The 16,096-nt window shown below is 74.5% G+C and carries 15 protein-coding genes, 1 pseudogene and 1 riboswitch; of the genes and pseudogenes, 15 read left to right on the top strand and 1 reads right to left on the bottom strand.

What is annotated here, in order from left to right:
- Positions 1 to 79: 79 nt before the first annotated feature.
- From BA175_RS25710 to BA175_RS25645, 14 genes and pseudogenes are all read left to right on the top strand, one after another.
- Entirely contained in the window at positions 80 to 1,321 is a 1,242-nt protein-coding gene (locus tag BA175_RS25710; protein ID WP_069173901.1) for a S8 family peptidase, read from the top strand.
- A gap of 490 nt (positions 1,322 to 1,811) precedes the next feature.
- Positions 1,812 to 2,129, top strand: a complete 318-nt coding sequence (locus tag BA175_RS25705; RefSeq protein WP_069173900.1) for a cupin — start codon at positions 1,812 to 1,814, stop codon at positions 2,127 to 2,129.
- Positions 2,130 to 2,250: 121 nt separating this feature from the next.
- Complete coding sequence (locus BA175_RS25700; RefSeq protein ID WP_079159808.1) at positions 2,251 to 3,168, top strand: YihY/virulence factor BrkB family protein; 918 nt, start codon at positions 2,251 to 2,253, stop codon at positions 3,166 to 3,168.
- Positions 3,169 to 3,261: 93 nt separating this feature from the next.
- Positions 3,262 to 3,910, top strand: a pseudogene (locus tag BA175_RS25695) (GNAT family N-acetyltransferase).
- Between the two features lie 55 nt (positions 3,911 to 3,965).
- Positions 3,966 to 4,847, top strand: coding sequence for an ABC transporter substrate-binding protein (locus BA175_RS25690; RefSeq protein WP_069173899.1), 882 nt, complete (start codon positions 3,966 to 3,968; stop codon positions 4,845 to 4,847).
- A gap of 88 nt (positions 4,848 to 4,935) precedes the next feature.
- Positions 4,936 to 5,655 carry a helix-turn-helix domain-containing protein gene (locus tag BA175_RS25685; protein WP_069173898.1) on the top strand — a complete coding sequence of 240 codons (720 nt, stop codon included), beginning with the start codon at positions 4,936 to 4,938 and terminating at the stop codon, positions 5,653 to 5,655.
- Positions 5,652 to 7,034 carry an MFS transporter gene (locus tag BA175_RS25680; protein WP_069173897.1) on the top strand — a complete coding sequence of 461 codons (1,383 nt, stop codon included), beginning with the start codon at positions 5,652 to 5,654 and terminating at the stop codon, positions 7,032 to 7,034. Before BA175_RS25685 ends, BA175_RS25680 begins: the two co-directional genes overlap by 4 nt.
- Positions 7,035 to 7,134: 100 nt before the next feature.
- Positions 7,135 to 7,398: a type B 50S ribosomal protein L31 gene (locus tag BA175_RS25675; RefSeq protein ID WP_069173896.1), complete on the top strand. Its 264-nt coding sequence runs from the start codon at positions 7,135 to 7,137 to the stop codon at positions 7,396 to 7,398.
- Positions 7,399 to 7,520: 122 nt separating this feature from the next.
- The gene (locus BA175_RS25670; RefSeq protein WP_069173895.1) at positions 7,521 to 8,468 is read left to right on the top strand and encodes a carbohydrate kinase family protein; all 948 of its coding nucleotides are present in this window, start codon (positions 7,521 to 7,523) and stop codon (positions 8,466 to 8,468) included.
- 36 nt (positions 8,469 to 8,504) lie between these two features.
- Entirely contained in the window at positions 8,505 to 10,385 is a 1,881-nt protein-coding gene (locus tag BA175_RS25665; protein WP_069173894.1) for an acyl-CoA dehydrogenase family protein, read from the top strand.
- Positions 10,382 to 10,576, top strand: coding sequence for a hypothetical protein (locus BA175_RS32340; RefSeq protein ID WP_069173893.1), 195 nt, complete (start codon positions 10,382 to 10,384; stop codon positions 10,574 to 10,576). Before BA175_RS25665 ends, BA175_RS32340 begins: the two co-directional genes overlap by 4 nt.
- 74 nt (positions 10,577 to 10,650) lie before the next feature.
- A riboswitch (cobalamin riboswitch) is annotated at positions 10,651 to 10,837 on the top strand.
- Between the two features lie 29 nt (positions 10,838 to 10,866).
- Positions 10,867 to 11,937: an ABC transporter substrate-binding protein gene (locus BA175_RS25655; RefSeq protein ID WP_175420922.1), complete on the top strand. Its 1,071-nt coding sequence runs from the start codon at positions 10,867 to 10,869 to the stop codon at positions 11,935 to 11,937.
- Between the two features lie 167 nt (positions 11,938 to 12,104).
- The gene (locus BA175_RS25650; RefSeq protein WP_069173892.1) at positions 12,105 to 13,145 is read left to right on the top strand and encodes a FecCD family ABC transporter permease; all 1,041 of its coding nucleotides are present in this window, start codon (positions 12,105 to 12,107) and stop codon (positions 13,143 to 13,145) included.
- Positions 13,142 to 13,963: an ABC transporter ATP-binding protein gene (locus tag BA175_RS25645; protein WP_069173891.1), complete on the top strand. Its 822-nt coding sequence runs from the start codon at positions 13,142 to 13,144 to the stop codon at positions 13,961 to 13,963. Before BA175_RS25650 ends, BA175_RS25645 begins: the two co-directional genes overlap by 4 nt.
- A 93-nt stretch (positions 13,964 to 14,056) precedes the next feature.
- On the opposite strand, the gene BA175_RS25640 is transcribed toward BA175_RS25645, so the two are convergent.
- Positions 14,057 to 15,049 carry a PRC and DUF2382 domain-containing protein gene (locus BA175_RS25640; protein WP_069173890.1) on the bottom strand — a complete coding sequence of 331 codons (993 nt, stop codon included), beginning with the start codon at positions 15,047 to 15,049 and terminating at the stop codon, positions 14,057 to 14,059.
- Between the two features lie 239 nt (positions 15,050 to 15,288).
- On the opposite strand from BA175_RS25640, the gene BA175_RS25635 reads away from it, so the two are divergent.
- Positions 15,289 to 16,002, top strand: coding sequence for an adenosylcobinamide amidohydrolase (locus BA175_RS25635; protein WP_079159807.1), 714 nt, complete (start codon positions 15,289 to 15,291; stop codon positions 16,000 to 16,002).
- Positions 16,003 to 16,096 lie beyond the last annotated feature (94 nt).

Genomic DNA, 16,096 nt, shown 5'->3' with positions numbered 1-16,096 from the left:
GGTGGACGAAAGGTCAGGTGTTCGCACCTCGCGGATCTTCCCGGTCCGCGAGCCGCTCCTCCACCTCAAGGGAGAACGCATGCGCCTGCGCGCCCGCTGGGTCCCAGCCGCTCTGCTGCTGATCACCCCCCTGATCGGCACCGGTCAGGCCACGGCCGACACCGGGGAGACACTCGTTCCGGTACAGCAGTCGGCCCGGGCCGTACCCGGGCAGTACATCGTCACCCTGTCGGCCGGTCGGACGCCGGGTGCCACGGCCGAGCAGCTCGGGGTCAGCCCCCTGTTCACGTACAGCAAGGTCCTGCGCGGCTTCGCGGCCTCACTCACGGCGGACCAGCTGGAGAAGGTGCGCGGCGCGGCCGGTGTCCAGGCCGTCGAGGAGAACAGCGAGGCCTCCGTCTCGCCGCCCGCCGTGAAAACGGCTTCGGCGAGGCCGGCTCCGGCGGGGACGGTGCCGGCCAGGACACCCGCGGCGGGGGCGGCGGGGAGTCTGGTCGCGGCCGGGAGCTGGGGACTGGACCGCATCGACCAGCGGAGCCTGCCGCTCGACGGCGCCTACGAGACGGCCGGTACGGGCCGGGGTGTGACCGCCTACATCCTCGACACCGGCATCGAGTCCGCGCACAGCGAGTTCGGCGGCCGGGTGCGTGCCGGCTACGACGCGATCGGCGACGGCCGCGACGGCGAGGACTGCAACGGCCACGGCACGCACGTGGCCGGGACGGTGGCCGGTGAGACGTACGGTGTCGCCCGCTCCGCGTCGCTCGTGCCGGTGCGGGTGCTCGACTGCGAGGGCTCGGGCACGTGGGCCGGGATCATCGCAGGCCTTGACTGGATCGCCCGGAACGCCGAGCAGCCGGCCGTGGTCAACGCCTCGCTCGGCGGCCCCGCCTCGTCGGCCGTGGACGACGCGTTCGACGCACTCGCCGAGCAGGGCACCCTGCCCGTCGTCGCCGCGGGCAACGAGAACCAGGACGCCTGCGACGTCTCCCCGGCCCGCGCCGGACGTACGGTCGCCGTCGGTGCCTCCGACACACAGGACCGTCAGACGGCGTTCAGCAACTGGGGCACCTGTGTGTGGATGTACGCCCCCGGACTGGACATCGTCTCCGCCAAGCTCGGCGGCGGTTCCACGAAGCTGAGCGGTACGTCCATGGCCAGCCCGCACGCCGCCGGCGCCGCCGCCCTCTACCTGGAGCAGCACCCGGACGCCACGCCGCAGCAGGTCGCCGACGGGCTCGCCGCGAAGGCCACCCCGGACGTCCTGACGGGCCTGGGCACCGGCTCGCCCGACCGGCTGCTCCACACCGGCGGTCTCTGACCCCGGGCAGGTCCCACGGGAGCGGGGTCCACGACGCGGGGACCCCGCTCTTCGCCGTGCCGTGGAACAGGCGCTCACCGGCGTTCTCCGCTCGCACACGAGAAGGGACACCGTCCTCGGACTTCCTCGCACCGGCATGGGCCCCGCGCACACATACCCGGCCGTGGCGCGCGCCCCCGTTCCAGCCCGGCCGTCACTCCAGCAGTCCTCCGCGGCTCTCCGAGCGCAGCACCCGCACCACGACCTGTCCCGTGCACGCACGCCTCGACGCTGTTCCGGCAGAGCGCCCCGCGACGCCGCAACGGAAGCGGGAGCGCGGGACGTCCTCGCCCTCGCCGGGACCGACGGACCGGGCCGCACCGGCGATCCGTCCGCCGCTCCGGCCGCCCGGCGGTGCTGCTCACCGGCGGTCCGCCGCGCCCCCGGCACCCTTCGGGGGCGCCCACCCCGGTGGATAGCGGGGGAGTGGGGGCTGCGGCACAGTGGTCGTATGAATGATCTCAACGCTCTCGCCGACGAGCACCTGGCCGCGGCCCGCGCCGATGCCCACGGCCGCAGCGCCCACCTCCTGCTCCGCCAGGAGCCGCTGCGCCAGACGGTGATCGCGCTCACCGAGGGCTCGGCCCTCGACGAGCACAACGCGCCGCCCGCCGCCTCTCTCCAGGTGCTGCGGGGCTCGGTCCGGATCACCGCCGCCTCCGGCGACATCGACATGTCGGCGGGCGCCCTCCGCGCCACCCCGCGGGAACGGCACGGGGTGCTGGCCCTGTCGGACGCCGTCGTGCTGCTGACCGCCGTGAACGACTGAGCCCACCGGGAGTACACCCGCCGGGGCGAGGCATGAGAGAAAGGGGGGCAGCCCGCCCGCCGGACCGTCCGGCGACACCATCCGGGCCGCCGACCCTTCCTACGGCCTCCGGAGAGACAGCGTGCCCAGCGAGACCGCCCCCGCGACGGAACGAATCACGCCCGCGGCCGCCGTCGGGAGGAAAGCACGCTGGCGGACGGCGCTGCGGCGCACCCCCGTCTCGCTGTGGAACGACGACATCTCCGACTGGGCTGCAGCCCTCACCTACTACGCCATCCTCGCGTTGCTCCCCGCCCTCCTGGTCACCGTCTCCGTCATCGGCCTGTCCAACCCCGAGGCCACCACGGCCCTGATCGCGGACATCACCGCCTACGCGCCCGCCGAGTCCGGGGCCGCGCTGCGCCGCCCCCTGGAGGAGGCCACCCACGAGCGGACCGCCGTCCGGCTCCTGGTGGCCACCGGCAGCGTCAGCGCCGTATGGTCCGCCTGCAGCTATCTCGCGGTCTTCCGCCGGGCCCTGCACGCGATGCACCACGTGGAGGACACCCGTCCCGCCCTGCGCAGGGCGCACCTCATCGTGGTCTCCGCCGTCGGGCTGCTCGTCCTGCTGATGACGAGCGCGTTCGCCCTCGTACTCAGCGGGCCCCTGGCCCGGTGGCTCGGCCGCCGCGTGGGCCTCGCGCACGCCGGGGACGCCTTGTGGACCGGCCTCAAGTGGCCCGTGCTGCTCTGTCTGGTCGCCTGTCTGATCCTGGTCCTCTTCCGTACCGGCCCGGCCTCCGCCCGGGGGGTGCGGCGCGGGCTGCCGGGCGGGGTGCTCGCGGCGTTCCTCTGGTTGTTCGCCTCGGCCGGCTTCACCCTGTACGCCACCCACATCGGCAGCTACGGCCGGCTGTACGGCTCGCTGGCCGGCCTGGTGGTGTTCCTGATCTGGATCTGGTTCGCGAACCTGGCACTCCTGGCGGGCGCCCAGTTCAACGTCGAACTCGCCCGTACGGAGACGGCCGGTGAGCGGCACGTGGGGCCGGGCCGGGACTGACCGCCCCGGGCCCGCACGGCCGTGGCGGAACCACGTGGCCGGAGGAAGCGCGCGACTCTTGTGGGAGCGCTCCCATGAGTGCAGGATGGGGCGATGACGACCGAGGCCCCGCACATCCGCCCGTACCGGCCGGCCGACCAGGAGGCGCTGGCGGACATCTGCGTCCGCACGGCCGACAACGGTGGCGACTCCCGGCACCTGTATCCCGATCCCTGGCTGATGCCGGCCCTGTTCGCCGCGCCCTACGCCCACCTCGAACCCGAACTCGCCTTCGTCCTCGACGACGGGTCGGGGCGTGCGGCCGGCTACGTCCTGGGCACCGCGGACACGGAACGGTTCGCGCAGGCCTTCCGCGAGGTCTGGCTCCCGCTGGTGACGGATCGTTTCCCCGCGCCGGCCGGCCCGCCCCGCACCCTCGCCGACGAGATGACGGCCCTCCTGTACCGCCCCGAGCGCATGGTCCTCCCCGAGCTGGGCGCGTACCCCGCCCATCTGCACATCGACCTGCTGCCCGCATGGCAGCGCAAGGGGTTCGGCAGGGAGCTGATGCGGCGGTTCCTGGAAGCGCTGCGGGCGGGGGGGCGTACCGGCCGTCCACCTGTCGATGCTCACGGCGAACACCCCGGCCAGGGTGTTCTACGACCGGCTCGGCTTCGGCGAACTCGCGGTGCCCGACCCCGGGCCCCTCACCTATCTGGGGCGTTCCACCGAGGGGTGCGGGGGTGGCCGGCTGGGCAGGTAGTCGGATGCGGGAGCCGGGTGAGGGGCCGGGCGCGGGTGCGGAGGGGCGAGGGGACATGGCTGAGCGGGGCGCGTGGACGTTCACGGACGACCGGGGGCGACGGGCGACGGCGGACCGCCGTCCGTCCAGGGTGCTCGCGTACGTCCAGGCGGGAGCCACCCTGTGGGATCTCGGGGTGCAGCCGGAGGGGATCTTCGGCTCCGGTCACGACGGGTCGGCGCCCGACCCGGCGAAGACCGGCACACTCCCGCTCGATTCCGTCGACTACCGGGGCGCGGGCGGCGGCCTGGACCTGGACACCCTCCTGCGCGGCGCGCCGGACCTGGTCGTGGCCGTCAGCTACGGCCACGGACAGGTCTACGGGCTGGAGCCGGACATCGCCGAGCACCTGGAGGAGCGCGTTCCGGTCGTCGTGATCGACGTGGGCCAGGCGCGGGCCCTGGATCGCACGGCCGCACGCTTCACCGAGCTGGCGCGCTCGCTCGGGGCCGAGCCCGCGGAGGACCTGGCGCACGGCCTGGACGCCGCCCGGGAGCGGCTCCGTGGCGCCGCGGACGCCGTCCCGGACGGCCTTCGTGTGGTGGCTCTGTCGCCGGCCGGCCGGGAACAGGCGCACGTCGCCCGCCCCGCCATGTGGCCGGAGCTGAGGGTGCTGGCCGGGCTCGGGGTCGCCCTGGTGGGCCCGGGGGAGGGTGCCGGGGTCAACTGGTCCACCCTCGGCTGGGCGGACGTCGCGGCCCTGCGTCCCGATGTGGTCCTGACGGACATCCGGTCGAACGCGGCTCCGCTCGGGGAGGCCGGAGCCCCGGAGTGGCGGGAGGTCGTCCGGCGGGCGACGGCCGTGCCGTGGAACCCGGAGCCGCTGTTCAGCCCACGGGCGCAGGCCCGGTTCCTCGACCTCGTGGCGGACGCGCTGGAGGGGGTGCGGCGGGACTGACTCCTGCCGCACGGAGCGCGGCGAGATTCCCAGAATAAATTTTGCAAAAATACTTTTGGAGAAGTCGGGACCGCTCTAGGCTGCCGTCATGGACAGCGACCCGTCATCGCGTGTACTCGACCCCGAGCAGGACTCGGCGGCCCTGAAGGCGCTCACCCACCCGCTGCGGCTGACGCTGCTCGGACTCCTGCGGCAGCACGGCCCGGCCACCGCGAGCGAACTGGCCGTCAGGACGGGGGAGTCGTCGGCCTCCACCAGTTACCACCTGCGGGTACTCGCCAAGTACGCCTTCGTCGCGGAGGCCGAGCACCGCGACGGGCGCGAGCGCCGCTGGAAGCCCGTCCACTCCGTCACCTCGTGGAGCAACGCGGCGATGTACGCCGCGCCAGGGGGCCGCGCAGCCCTCGAGGTGAGCAGACGCCGGCAGACCGAGCACCTGCTGGCCACCGTGGCCCAGCACGAGGACGACGTCGCGCAGGGCCGCCTCGGCGAGGAGTGGCAGGCGCACTCCGGCATCGACGACCTGATGCCCCGGCTGACCCCGGAATCCCTCGCTGAACTCCGGGAGACGTTCCGCGCCAAGACAGCCGAGCTCACCGCGCGGGACGCGGACGACCCCCGGGCCGAACAGGTCGTGGTGCTCCTCGCCGGGCTCCCGCTCGCCCCGGGCACCCCACCCGTCGCTGACGCGGCCGCACCTGACGCCCGTGCGGGCGGCCCCACCGCGGCCGGCCCCGACCTGCCCGAGGCCGTGGCGGGTGCCCGTGCCGAGGGTGGCCCCGCCGCATCGGACGAGGGCGGCCGGTGACGCCGCCGCCCCGGGCCGCACTCTCCGGCGGGCTCGGGGAACGCGCCGCGCGCCGCCGCTTCGTGGCCGCGTCGTTCCTCTTCTGGCTCCCCGTCGGTCTGACCATGGCCCCCATGGTGCTGCTCTTCACCGAACGCGGCCTGGGCCTCACCGCCGTCGCCGCGGTCCTGGCCGCGCACTCGCTGACCGCCGCCGCGCTGGAACTCCCCACCGGAGGCCTCTCCGACGTCATCGGGCGGCGCACCGTCCTGGCCTGCGCCGGCGTCGTCGACGTGGGCGCCCTCCTGCTCATCGGGCTGGGTACGACCGCATGGGTCCTCGCCCTCGGCATGGCGCTCATGGGCGCGGCCCGCGCGCTCTCCAGCGGACCGGCCGAAGCCTGGTACGTCGACACGGTGCAGGCGCACTCCGGTCCCGACGCCGACCTCCGTACGGGACTGGCGCGCGGCAGCGCCGCCCAGGCGGCGGCGCTCGCCCTCGGCACGCTGGCCGGGGGCGCGCTGCCGTGGCTGCTGGGCCTCGGCCCGGACACGGCCGCCCGGCTGGGTGCGTACACCGCCGAACTGGTCCTTCCGCTCTCCGTCCCCGTGCTCGTCGGCGTTCTCGTCGAGATCGCCTTCGTCGTCCACGTCCTGGCGGCGCTGCGTGAACCGCCCCGTCCGACCGCCACGCTGCGCGGCGTCCTGAGGGGTGTCCCGGGGGCCATCGGCGCGGGGATGCGCCTGGGCGCCCGGGACACCCTGATCCGCCGCATCCTGCTGACCGCCGCCGCCGCGGGGACGGCACTCGCGGCCGTCGAACTGCTCAGCCCCGGTCGTGCCGCCGGACTGGCGGGCACCCCGGAGTCCGGCGCTGTGCTGTTCGCGGGCCTGGCCACCGCCGGCTTCGTCTGCTCGGCGCTCGGCAGCCACGCTGCGCCGCTCCTCGCCCGGCTCGCGGGGAGCAGCGAGCGCGCGGTCCTGGCCGGCCTCGCGACCGGCGGCACCGGCCTGCTGCTCCTCGCCGTCACCGTGTTCTCCACCGGCGCGCCCGCCCTCACCGCGGCGGCCACCGGCTACGCCCTGGTCCACCTGGGACTCGGCGCCGCGGGCCCCAGCGAGAACGACCTGCTGCACCGCCGCGTCGACTCCGCGGGCCGCGCCACCGCGCTGTCCGTCCAGTCCCTCGCCCTGCAACTCGTCGCGGCGACCGGCGGACTGCTCATCGGCGCGCTGCCCGCCGGCCCGCTGCCCTGGCTGCTCGGCGCGGCGGCGCTGCTCGCGGGAGCGGCCCTGTGGACCCGCCGTACCGCCCCGGCCCCCGGCATCCAGGCGGCGGCCGGCCCGGCGGCTCCGGTGGCCACGGGAGCCACCGGCCACGGCGGCGGGGTGCCCGGGTGACCACTGCTCCGTACGGACGTGCCGGATCGCGGCGGTCCCCGGCGTTCGCGAGGCTGGCCCGAAGCCGGGACGTGAGATCCCCGTACCTCCAGGAGCAGCCATGCAGAAGGACAAGCACCCGTCGTACCGCCCCGTGGTCTTCCGGGACCGTTCCGCCGGCTACGCCTTCCTGACCCGGTCCACCGCCTCCAGTGAGCAGACCATCGACTGGGACGACGGCAACAGCTACCCCGTGATCGACGTGGAGATCTCCGCCGAGAGCCACCCGTTCTTCACCGGCAAGGCGCGGGTGGTCGACACCGAGGGGCAGGTCGCCAAGTTCGAGCGGAGGTACGGGGAGGAAGGGGACAAGGGCGCCTCCTGACGGCGGACGGTACGCGAGGTCTTCCGGGGACCCGTCCCCACGGGGCAGAATCGGCGGCAGTGTGTGCCATGGCGGCGTGAGCCGCCGGACTCTTTCGCCGGCGTTCCCAGGAGACCCACCCCATGCTCGACAGACTCGCCCTGCTGGTCATCGGCGAATGCGTGGCCGACATCGTCCGCCTCCCCGGCGCGGCCGACCGGATCCACCCCGGGGGGAGCCCCGCGAACGTCGCCTACGGCCTGGCGCGGCTGGGCCGCGACATCACGCTGCTCACCCAGCTGGGCCCGGACGCGAACGGACGGCTGATCAGGGATCACCTCGTCTCGGCCGGCGTCAGGGTGCGCACCGACGGCGCGGACGCACCCACCCCGGCCGCCGCGGTCACCCTCGACGACGCCGGGGGAGCCACGTACACCTTCGACATCACCTGGACCCTGGCCGCCGCGGCGACCGGAGGGCCGCACCAGCACGTTCATACGGGTTCCATCGCCACGGCCGTGGAGCCCGGGGCCGGCACCGTGCTGGAGACCGTCGAAGCGCTCCGCCCGGCCGCGACCGTCAGCTACGACCCCAACGTGCGGCCCGACCTGATGGGGGACCGTACCGAGGCCGTACGCCGGGCCGAGAGGTGCGTGGCCCTCAGCGACGTCGTCAAGGCCAGCGACGAGGACCTGCGCTGGCTGTACCCGGACGAGGCCCCCGAGAAGGCGGCGGAGCGATGGCTGCGCGCCGGTCCGGCCGCCGTGTTCGTCACGCGCGGAGCGGACGGGGCGACGGCGTTCCTCCCCGGCGCGACGGTGAGCGCCGGTGCGGCCGACGTCCCGGTGGTGGACACCGTGGGGGCGGGAGACGCGTTCATGTCGGGCGCGCTGCACGCCCTCGCCTCGTACGGTCTGCTAGGCGAACAGGGCCGCGCGCGCCTGCGCTCCCTCGACGCGAGCACCGTCGGGGACGTGCTGCGCCACGCGGTGGCGTCGTCCGGTGTGACCGTCGGCCGGGCCGGCGCCCTGCCCCCCGACGAGAAGGAGCTCGCCGCAGCGCTGACCAGCGCGCCTGTCCCGGAACGGTGAGGGTGTCCTCCTCCCCGTCCGGTCGTTCAGTTCTGTATGACCGTGACCCTTACCGACACCGTCCCACCGTCCACCGCCGAACAGCTGACCGGCGTCCTCCTGGGGCCGGAATTCGCCTCCGAACACGGCTTCTGGCAGCGGCTGATCAGCACAGAACCGTTCCGCCGCCCCGCCGGTGGCACCCCCGAGGAGAGGCTGGATCTCGCCTATGAACGACTGCGGATCCTCAACCGGTCGATCGACAGCGGAGCCCGCCTCGCCGCCGACCCCCGGGGCCTGGCCGCCCTGCACGAATGGCTCGGAGCGGTCGACCCCGCACTCACCACCGTCGCGGGCATCCACTACAACCTCTTCCTCGGGAGCCTCCTGGACCACGACGCGGCCCGCCGCGACCTGTCGGACTACCTGGCCGTGCGCCGGATCGGGACCTACCTCTGCACGGAGGTGGCGCACGGGAACGACGCCGCGGCCATGGAGACCACCGCGACGTACGACCGGGCCCGGGACGGCTTCGTCCTGCACACCCCGCACGCCGGGGCGCAGAAGTTCATGCCCAACACCAGTCCGGCGGGCGGGCCCAAGTCCGGACTGGTCGCGGCCCGGCTGACGGCCGACGGCACGGACCACGGGGTCCGCCTCTTCCTGGTCCCGCTCACCGACGACCACCAGGCCCTGCCCGGCGTACGGATCCGCCGGCTGCCCGCCAGGATGGGCAGCCCGGTGGACCACTGCCTCACCTCCTTCGACCACCTGTTCGTGGCTCGGGACGCGCTGCTGGAGACGCCCGAGGAGGACGGCCCGGCGGAGAGTCTCACCACCTCCCCGGCCGGGCTGCGGAGCCGCTTCCTGACCTCCATCGGCAGGGTCACCTCCGGCAGGGTCTCCATGAGCGCCTGCGCGGCGGGTACGGCCCGCGCGACCCTCGCGGTCGCCGTCCGCTACGGCGATCACCGGGTGATCTCCGGCTCCCGGGGCACGGGCCCCGTGCCGGTCAACGCCCACCGCACCCATCACGGGCCCCTCGCCTCGGCCATGGCGACGGTCTTCGCCATGAGCCTGCTCCACCGCCGGGTGCTCGACCGGTGGGAGGGCTGCGACGAGGAGGGCAGGGAGGAGGCGGAGCGGCTGGTCGCCGTCGCCAAGGGATGGATCACCTGGCAGGCCCGTTCCGTCATCGTCCAGTGCCGCGAACGCTGCGGCGCCCAGGCGCTGTTGGAGAACAACGGCATGACGGAGCTCGTCACGGGCGTGGAGGGCGCCATCACGGCCGAGGGCGACAACATCGCCCTGTACGCCAAGGCCGCGGCCGACATGCTCCTGGCAGGCGCCGCGGCCGACGGGCCGCCGGGCGCCCGGCGGCCCGGTCCCGGCCCGGACGCCCCTCGCGGCCCCGGCGACCTGGCCGACCCGCGCTTCCTCGGGGCGCTGTGTGCCGCGGTGGAGGACATCTGGTACGGCCGGGCCGAACGGCGCATGTTGCGGGCCACCGGCGCCGACCGGCTCGAGCGGTGGAACGCGGCCGCCGGTCCCGCCCTGCGCGCGGTCGAGGCCCGCGCGTACCGGGAAGCCGCCGCGGCGTACGCCGAAGCCCGTGCCACTCTCCCCGAAGGAGCCGCCCGGGAGCGGCTGGCGGAGCTGGAACGGCTGTTCGCCGTCGAGTGGGTGGCCCGCAACAGCGGCGACCTGCTGGCCGCCGGACTGCTGACCCGCGATCAGGTCGACGCCCTGCCCGAGATCACCGAGGAACTGATCACGTCGGTCGCCGCGCACGCCCGTGAACTGGCCGACTCCTTCGCACTGCCCGCCGAACTGCTCGCCGACTGGCCGATCGCCGGGCCGGGTTACGCCGACGCCTACGACGACCCCGAGGCCCCCTGGCACGATCGTCCGGCCGGCTCCCCGCAGGGAGCCCGGTGAACGCCGCGCGGGGCACGCGTGCACGACCGGGTGCCGGCGGCTGCGGACCGTGCCGTGCCGTACGCGAGTCCCTGGAGATCCTCGGCCTGCGGGCCCTCCTGCTGGCGTACTGGGGCACGGTCCACGTCCTCGCCCGCCGGTACCGGAGGCCGAGGACGGCCACCGGCGAATCGGTTCGCCCCGAGCGGTGACCGGCGGACGGCCGGTACGACGGGAAGCCTCCCCGTCGTACCGGCCGCAGGGCCACCGGGGCCGCCGAGCCGCGTGATAGCTTGCAGGCGCCAGTCGAACTCCACGTGGAGTCAGGGAATCCGGTGCGAATCCGGAGCTGACGCGCAGCGGTGAGGGGGACGGGCGGGGCCACGGCCACTGGGACACCCTCGGGTGCCCCGGGAAGGCGCCCCGTCCGGACGAACCCGAGTCCGAAGACCTGCTGGCACCCGTCCCCCGACCGGGGGCGGACTCCGTACGGGCTCCGCGCATGAGCCCCGAGACGCAGAGGGACTCCGTGCCGCCCATATCCCGCACCGTACGCCGAACCGCCCTGTCCACCGCCGGACTCGTCCTGCTGACCGCCTGCGGCGGCAGCGGCGGGGCGCCCGACGGGGCCGGCCGGGACAGCGGCGCCGGTTATCCGGTGACACTGAGGAACTGCGGCCGGACGGTGACGGTCGACAGGGCGCCGAGCAGGGCCGTCTCCCTGGACCAGGGATCGACGGAGATCCTGCTCTCCCTCGGGCTCGGTGACCGGCTGGCCGGTACCTCCACCTGGACCGACCCGGTGATGAAGGGTCTGGAGAAGGCCGACGCGAAGGTGCCCCGCATCGCGGAGAACCGGCCCTCCTCCGAGAAGGTCCTGGACACGGAACCCGATTTCGTCAGCGCCTCCTTCGAGTCGACGCTCGCCACCGGAGGCGTCGCGCCCCGCGCACAGTTCGAGGAACTCGGAGTACCGACGTACGTCTCGCCCGCGGACTGCACGGCCAAGGACAACAGCGGCAGTGGTGACGGCTCCCGTACGAAGCCCCTGACCATGGAGAGCGTCTACGCCGAAGTGCACGACCTGGCCCGGGTGTTCGGGGTGAAGGAGCGGGGCGACGAGCTCGTCGCCGGCCTCCGCGAGCGGGTCCGGACGGCGACCGCCGGCATCGACGCCTCCCACACCACGCTGCTCTACTGGTTCTCCGACTCCGACGCCCCCTACCTCGCCGGGTGCTGCGGAGCGCCCGGCATCATCACCGGGGAACTCGGGGCGAAGAACGTCTTCGACGACACCCACGAGGAGTGGCCCCGGATCAACTGGGAGACCGTCGCCGACCGGAACCCCGACGTCCTGGTCATCGGCGACCTCACCCGCCGCGCGCAGAGCGCGGAGAGCGCCGAGCAGAAGATCCGGTTCCTGGAGTCCAACCCCGCCACGAAGAACATGGACGCGGTGCGGCACAAGCGGTACGTCCTCCTCAGCGGCCAGGCCATGAACCCGACCGTCCGGACCGTCGAGGGTGTGGAGCGCGTCGCCGCCGGCCTGCGCTCCTTCGGGCTCGCGGGGTGACGGAGACCGAACGGGCCCCGGACCCGGGCGGGGAGCCGGGCCCCGCCCGCCACGCGAGCACCCCCGCCCCGCGTGGGGCCGGCACTGCGTCCGTCCCTGCCGCCCGTACGCCCGCACCTGCCGCCCGTACGCCCGCACCTGACGCCCGCGCGTCCCGCCCGGCTCCCGTGCCCGGCAGCCGTACGCCGGGTGTCCGGGTCCTGCGGGGCGGTCTCCTGTGGAGCGGCGGGGCCGTCCTGCTGGTCCTGTCGGTCGCGGCCGCCGTCACCGTCGGGCCCGCCCGGATCTCCGTACCGGACGTCTGGTCCGCGGTGGCCGCCCATCTGGGGGCCGGCGACTCACGGCTGTCCCCGATCAGGGACGGCATCATCTGGAACCTGCGCATGCCCCGCACCCTCCTCGCGGCGGTGTGCGGGGCCGGACTCGCGGTGTGCGGCACCGTGATGCAGTCCCTGCTGCGCAACCCGCTCGCCGACCCCTTCGTCCTCGGCGTCTCCTCCGGGGCGTCCACCGGCGCGGTCGCGGTCGTCGTCCTCGGTGCGGGCGGCGGCGCGGTGTCCGTCCAGGCCGGGGCCTTCGCCGGGGCCCTCTGCTCGTTCGCCCTGGTCCTGCTGCTCAGCCACACGCTCGGCGGGACCACCGACCGGGTCGTCCTCGCCGGGGTGGCGGCCATGCAGCTCTTCTCCGCGCTCACCTCCTTCGTCGTCATGACCGCGGCCGACGCCGAGCAGACCCGGGGCGTCCTGTTCTGGCTGCTCGGCTCCCTCAGCGGGGTGGGGTGGAGCGATGTGTGGGCCTGCTCCGCGGTCCTCGCCGTGACGCTCCTGGTCTGCCTCGGGCACGCCCGTACGCTCGACGCCTTCGCGTTCGGCCAGGACGCGGCCGCCGCGCTGGGTGTCCACGTGACCCGTACCCGGGTCCTGCTGCTGTGCACGACGGCGCTGCTCACCGCCGCGCTCGTCAGTTCGGCGGGCGCCATCGGCTTCGTGGGCCTGGTCCTGCCGCACGCGGCCCGCGCACTGACCGGTTCGGGGCACCGGCGCCTGCTGCCCGTCACCGCGCTCGCCGGTGCCGTCTTCCTGGTCTGGGTGGACACCCTGGCCCGGACCGTCCTGGATCCGCAGGAGGTGCCGGTCGGGGTGGTCACCGCCCTCATCGGGGTCCCGGCTTTCGTCGCAGTCCTCCACCGCACCCGGAGAGCCACATGACGGGCACCCCGGGCCGGAGCCAGGGGCTGCGGGCCGCGCGCGTGAGCCGGGAGGCGGGCGGCCGCATCGTCCTGGACGGCGTGAGCATGGCACCGCCGCCCGGGGCCACGGTCGGGCTCCTGGGCCCCAACGGCTCCGGGAAGTCCACGCTGCTGCGCGTGATGGCCGGCATCCTCGCCCCGGGCGCCGGCGTCGTCACCCTCGACGGCCGCACCCTCGCCGACACCGGCCGCCGTACCGTCGCCCGGCGGGTCGCCGTCGTCGACCAGCACGCGGTCACCCAGGTGGAGCTCAGCGTCCTGGACGTCGTACGCCTCGGCCGCATCCCGCACCGCAGGGCCTGGTCCGCCCCGGCCCAGGAGGACGAGGACGCCGTACGCGAGGCGCTGGAGCGCACCGGGCTCACCGACAGGTCCGCGCAGTCCTGGCACACCCTGTCGGGAGGCGAACGCCAGCGCGTGCAGATCGCGCGCGCCCTCGCCCAGCAGCCGCGCGAACTCCTGCTGGACGAGCCGACGAACCACCTGGACATCCAGCACCAGCTGGAGCTGCTCTCCCTGGTCGCCGCGCTGCCCGTGACCGCGGTGATCGCGCTCCACGACCTCAACCTGGCCGCGATGTTCTGCGACCGGGTCACCGTTCTGGCGGAGGGCCGGGTGGTGGCGGCCGGCACGCCCTCCGAGGTGATCACCGAGAAACTCGTCCGCGAGGTGTACGGCGTGCGGGCGGTGGTGACGCCGGACGGGGCCGACGGGCGGCCCTGGGTGCGCTTCCTGCCCGGGCGCCCGGCGGGCGGGGCTCCGCTGCCGCCCGGGTGAGAGCAGATGCCTCACCCCCGCGGAAGGGCGGGCCCGCACGCCGTCCGGGTCCGCCCTCGCTTCTGACGCGGCCCGTCGCCGCCGGGTGAGGGGTCAGCGGCGACGTCCCCGGCCGAACTCGCCGCCGGTGTCCTTGCCGCTGCCCATGTCCGTACCCTCCCCGTAGTCGATCTTCTCCTTGCGGAGTTCGGCGGAGACTTCCTTCTGCTCGGTGACCTTGCTGGTTTCCAGACGGACCCGTTCCACCGGGACCGTGTCCTTGCGGACGGTGGCGCGCTCCGCGTGCAGGGTGACTTCGACGTCCTGTTCGCCGATGCTCGTCGGCCCCGTCGTCTTCTCGCCGGGCTGCAGAGGCTCGCGGACCACGCGTACTTCCTCGTGGGACACGGGCACGGTACGGGTGACGTTCTCCGTCACGACGTACTTGTGCAGATGTGCCTTTCCGCTCTCGTACTCCTCCGTGCCGACGAGGAGCTGCTCCTCGGAACGCACCATCTCGTCCCGGCCTCCGGCACCGGCGGCCGACCGTTCGGCCCCGGCTCCGGCGAGCGGGCGTGACGTGGAGGAGGCCTCCGTGTCGCGGTGCCGGCCCGTGCCCGCACCGGCGGCGGCGCCGCCGGCCGTGGTCGCCTTCCCCTTCGCGTCCGTGGTGCCCGCCGTTCCTGCCGCGTCCGCCGTTCCGGCCCCGGCGGCGCCCACGGCTCCCGTCCCGGTCCCGGACGTGGTGCGGCCTTCACCGCGCGCACCGGCGTTGCCGCCGGCCTTTCTGGTCAGGCCGTAGTGGCGGTAGAGCTCCTCCTCCTCGGATACGGAGAGATGCGCGTCGGCGTCCACCCGGGGGGCTTCCTTGACGCGGTCCTTCGGATGCGAGACGTGCAGGTCGGAGCCTGCGCGGCGGGCCCCCGCCAGCGGGACGAAGCTCTCCTTCATACCGAACATGCCGGTCTTGACCGTGATCCAGTCGGGCTTGCCGGTGTCGTCGTCGACGTACACCCGTCCCACGGTGCCGACCTTCTCGCCGTCACTGTCGTAGACGGTCAGACCGTCGAGTTCGCCGGAATCCGTGAAACCGTCAGCGGCTCCCATGGCCGATCCCTCCTCGCCCGGGCGCGTCCTGTGGGTGGGTCCACCAGGGGTGGCGCGTCCGAATTCCATCGCGCCTCACCCGGTTGGACGCTGCAACCGCCCGGGCCGGGCCCCGAGCGGTCCCGGACACCGCGACCGGGCCGTGGCGCCGCATCAGGTGGCTGTCGGCTGTCTCGGCGAATTACGCCGTTCGGGTGAGAGGGGCTCGTGGGCGCGGCCTCGGTCCGCACGTATGATCAATGCGCCGTAGCCGACCGTCGGCCGGAAGCCGCCGGGGGTGCGCCATCGATTCCGTACGCATCCGACTGCCCGGACCGCGCGGCGAGCTGCTGGCCCTGTACGAGGAAGGTCCGGGTCTGCACCAGCTGGTGTGGCGGCTGGGGCCCGGCTGGCGCGTGTGCAGCAGTGCCGTGCTCGGCGGTGGCATCGGGCCGCGCGCCTGGATCCTCAACGCGCAGGTGCCCGGCGGTTACCCCCGGCTCGACCCCGACCGCCACCTCGCCGAGATCGCCGCCGCCGCCGGGCTGAGCGGTCCCGGAGCGGGACTGATGACGGCCGCCGACGTCGCCGCGTACACCGTGGCGGCCGACGGCGGGGTGACCGCCACCGTCACCAGCGGGCTCGGGGTGCGGGGCTGGGCCGCCGTTCCGGCCGAGGGCACCGACGGCCCGCCCCCACCGGGCACCGTTAACATCGTGGTGACCCTGCCCGTGGCCCTTACGGACGCGGCCCTGGTCAACGCGGTGGCGACCGCCACCGAGGCGAAGGTCCAGGCACTCCTGGAGGCCGGACTCGACTGCTCGGGCACCCCCACGGACGCGGTCTGCGTCGCCACGCCCGCCCCGGGGCCCGACCCCGGTGAGCCGTTCGCCGGGCCACGGTCGCGGTGGGGATCGCGACTCGCCAGAGCCGTGCACCACGCGGTACTCGAGGGTGCGCTGCGGCAGTCTTGAGGCGGGCCGGCCTCGGAGCGCCCGGTGTCACGGGCCACCGACCCGCCCCGCACCGCCGCCGCGCCCCCGCCGGGCGCACCGACGAAGGGAATCC

Source organism: Streptomyces griseus (assembly GCF_001715295.1).
Taxonomy (GTDB): domain Bacteria; phylum Actinomycetota; class Actinomycetes; order Streptomycetales; family Streptomycetaceae; genus Streptomyces; species Streptomyces griseus_G.
Note: the sequence above shows the minus strand (reverse complement) of the source record. Positions and strands in the feature narration are given on the sequence as shown.